2 protein-coding genes and 1 pseudogene are annotated in these 2,559 nt (G+C 57.7%); all 3 read right to left on the reverse strand.

Going from position 1 to position 2,559, the window contains the following annotated elements; genetic code table 11:
• Positions 1–86: 86 nt before the first annotated feature.
• Positions 87–1,046: a tyrosine-type recombinase/integrase gene (locus tag HV711_RS33095; protein WP_035486396.1), complete on the reverse strand. Its 960-nt coding sequence runs from the start codon at positions 1,044–1,046 to the stop codon at positions 87–89.
• Positions 1,043–2,284: a tyrosine-type recombinase/integrase gene (locus tag HV711_RS33100; protein WP_035486392.1), complete on the reverse strand. Its 1,242-nt coding sequence runs from the start codon at positions 2,282–2,284 to the stop codon at positions 1,043–1,045. The genes HV711_RS33095 and HV711_RS33100 overlap by 4 nt, the downstream gene beginning before the upstream one ends.
• 115 nt (positions 2,285–2,399) lie before the next feature.
• Positions 2,400–2,559 (reverse strand): annotated as a pseudogene (locus HV711_RS33105) (IS21 family transposase); the annotation flags it as partial.

The following is a 2,559-nucleotide window of genomic DNA, read 5'->3' on the forward strand; positions in this document are numbered from 1 at the left end:
CGGTTCTCCTTGGTTCCCTGTTCGGGAGGTTGGTCCTGGAAACCCGATTCTCTCGGATTCCACTGGCGAACCGCCGCCTTCAACCTTCAACTACGCCTGGGACATTGCCCATGTTGCACCTCAAGGACGTACGTTTCAAAGCGCGTGCTCGCTGCATTCAGCAACTCGGGCGTCAGGGTAAGGTAGCGTTGGGTGCCCGCGAGATCGATGTGGCCGAGATAGGTCGCGAGCTGCGGCAACAACAGTTGCAAATCTGCGCCGCAGCGATACCAAGCAATTAGCCGGTGCACTGCGCCTGAGTGTCGCAAATCATGCAGCCTCGGCTGGCAGGACGCACCGCCTTCGCGTTGGATATTTGCCAGAGTACGCTGTCGCTGGAAGGCCTTGCGCACAGCTTTCTGGCTCAGGGGGCGACCATCGCGTAAGCAGAAGAACGGCGCATCCGGTGCCTGCCCAAATCTCTGGTTGCGTTGCCGGGCATAGGTTTGCATCGCTCTATTCAGATCTGCGCCTAGCGGAACCAGCCTCGATCTATAGAATTTGCTCTCGCGCACGTGCAGGACGGCTTCGTCGAGATCGACGTCCTGCATGGTTAGCCGTAAGGCTTCGCCATGGCGGAGGCAACCGCCGTACAGAATCAGAATGAGTGCACGCAAAACATATGCATCCAGCAGACCGCGTGGACTGCATGCCGCCGACGCCACGTCGAGCAGGCGCTTTAATTCCTGCTGCGAATAAATATAGGGTGTCAGCGGTGGCGGCAATCTCGGACTGTAGCGAGGAAGCGGCGAAGCCTTGACATATCCACGCGAGAGGGCAAAACGAAACAGGCAGTCAAGTACAGACCTTCTCTTCCGCCAATGGTTAGTCAGCGGTCTGTTGCCAGTCAGAAAGTCCTGTACCTGTTCGACCGTGACCGATTCCACATCAATGTTGCCATCAACCCGGTGGCAGAATGAGGCAAGCGTGGCCGCCTCGGAATTGAAGCGCATGCCCAACGCCCGTTTGTGGCTCACGTATTGGGCGACGAGTTCGGAGAGCTTCATAGCAGACTCCCCAGATCGATCTCGGCCACACACCGCAGTCCGGTCAGGTCGACCTTTGCATAGATTCTCGTCGACGAAGCGCTGCGATGGCCGAGGTGATCACCGATCTCCTTCAGCGCAAAACCAGCGTCGAGTAAATGCCGGGCGTTAGCGTGCCTCAGGCAATGTGCGCCACGCCGCGGAATATCGATGCCCAGCGTCGTGAGACGCGAGCGGACAATGCCGCTTACGCGTCCGGGTGACAGCGGTCGGATCGGCGCCTCGACCGACAGGAAGAGCTCTCGATGGGCGCTTCGTGGACGCGCTTCCTTCAGGTAGCGCAGAATGGCGTTTCCAACGGTTGCCACCAGCGGGTATTGCTGTGTGCAGCGTTGCTTCGGACGATTGACATGAAGGATCTCGCCGCACCAGTCGATGTCCTCCAGACGGAGCCGTACCACCTCGCCGCGCCTCAGTCCGTAAACAACCAGCAGCATGATCATCGCACGGTTGCGTAGATCGATCGTGCTCTCGCCGACAAAGCTGGCGACAAACCTTTGCACGTCATCCCAGTTCAGCCCGAGCGGCAACCCCTCCTCTCTATACACCACAGGTGCCTCAATGCCCGACGCAACGTTGGTAGCCCACCCTTGTCCTTCTGCGTACCGGAAGAAATTGCGCAGCGTGCTCGCAAGCGCGTGCAATGAGACTCTGCTCCAGCCGCGGTGGCCTTGATAGGCGAGGTAGGTGTCGACATCGTGGATAGTGAGAGCATCGAGTGCCTTGTCAGGGCGACAGACCATTGCCAGAAAATGGCCGATCTCATCACGACAGGTTGAAATCGTGGCAGAGGAAAGTCCTCGCTGGTCGCGCATGAAATCGACGTAGTGCTCGACATAGCGAACAAATGGTTCTTCTATAGGATGCCGTTCCTCCAGACGCCCCAGGAAGCGCAGCCAAGCCGTGGCGGTATGGATGAAGAGAAGCCGCGAGCTGCGGGACTCGTTCGTGCGCTCACTTCGGAGAAGTCGAATCCGATGGTCAACGGCAAACGCGATTTCCTCGTGCGTTATTAACCGCGGGCGTGACAGATCAATGCTCTGTGAAAACACCAGCAGGATCCACGCGATCTTCCGAATCGACCTGAGCGGATAACCCTGTTCCTGACAATGTACGAGGAAGCGCTTCCTGGATTCCTCGCAGGGCGCGAGATTGTGGGCAGCAAGAACATGCGGACGCGTAAAGAGAGTCTCGAACATGATATTCCCCCATCATTGATCAGTGGAATATCAGTATCAGCCTGAAAATTATGTCGTCATGGAAACGTCAACGCGATAGACGATGCGGGGTTGTTGAGAACCACTGTGACATATTTTTTACCGCACCATACTCGTGACCGAGGCCACGATTGTTGCGCGTGCCGTGCATGCCGTAGTGCTCAAGCAGCGCCGCATAGCGTGCCGTGAAGTCGTCTTCGTCGGCGAGGTTTCTGAACGCCGCTGACAGGCTATCGGTGCGATGTTCGCGCGGACAT

This window comes from Paraburkholderia phenoliruptrix (assembly GCF_902859825.1).
In the GTDB taxonomy this organism is placed as follows: Bacteria; Pseudomonadota; Gammaproteobacteria; order Burkholderiales; family Burkholderiaceae; genus Paraburkholderia; species Paraburkholderia phenoliruptrix.

Bases quoted from the DNA above. Each gene is read 5' to 3' on its own strand.
- HV711_RS33095 (WP_035486396.1), bottom strand. From the start codon at position 1,046: ATGAAGCTCTCCGAACTCGTCGCCCAATACGTGAGCCACAAACGGGCG.
- HV711_RS33100 (WP_035486392.1), bottom strand. From the start codon at position 2,284: ATGTTCGAGACTCTCTTTACGCGTCCGCATGTTCTTGCTGCCCACAAT.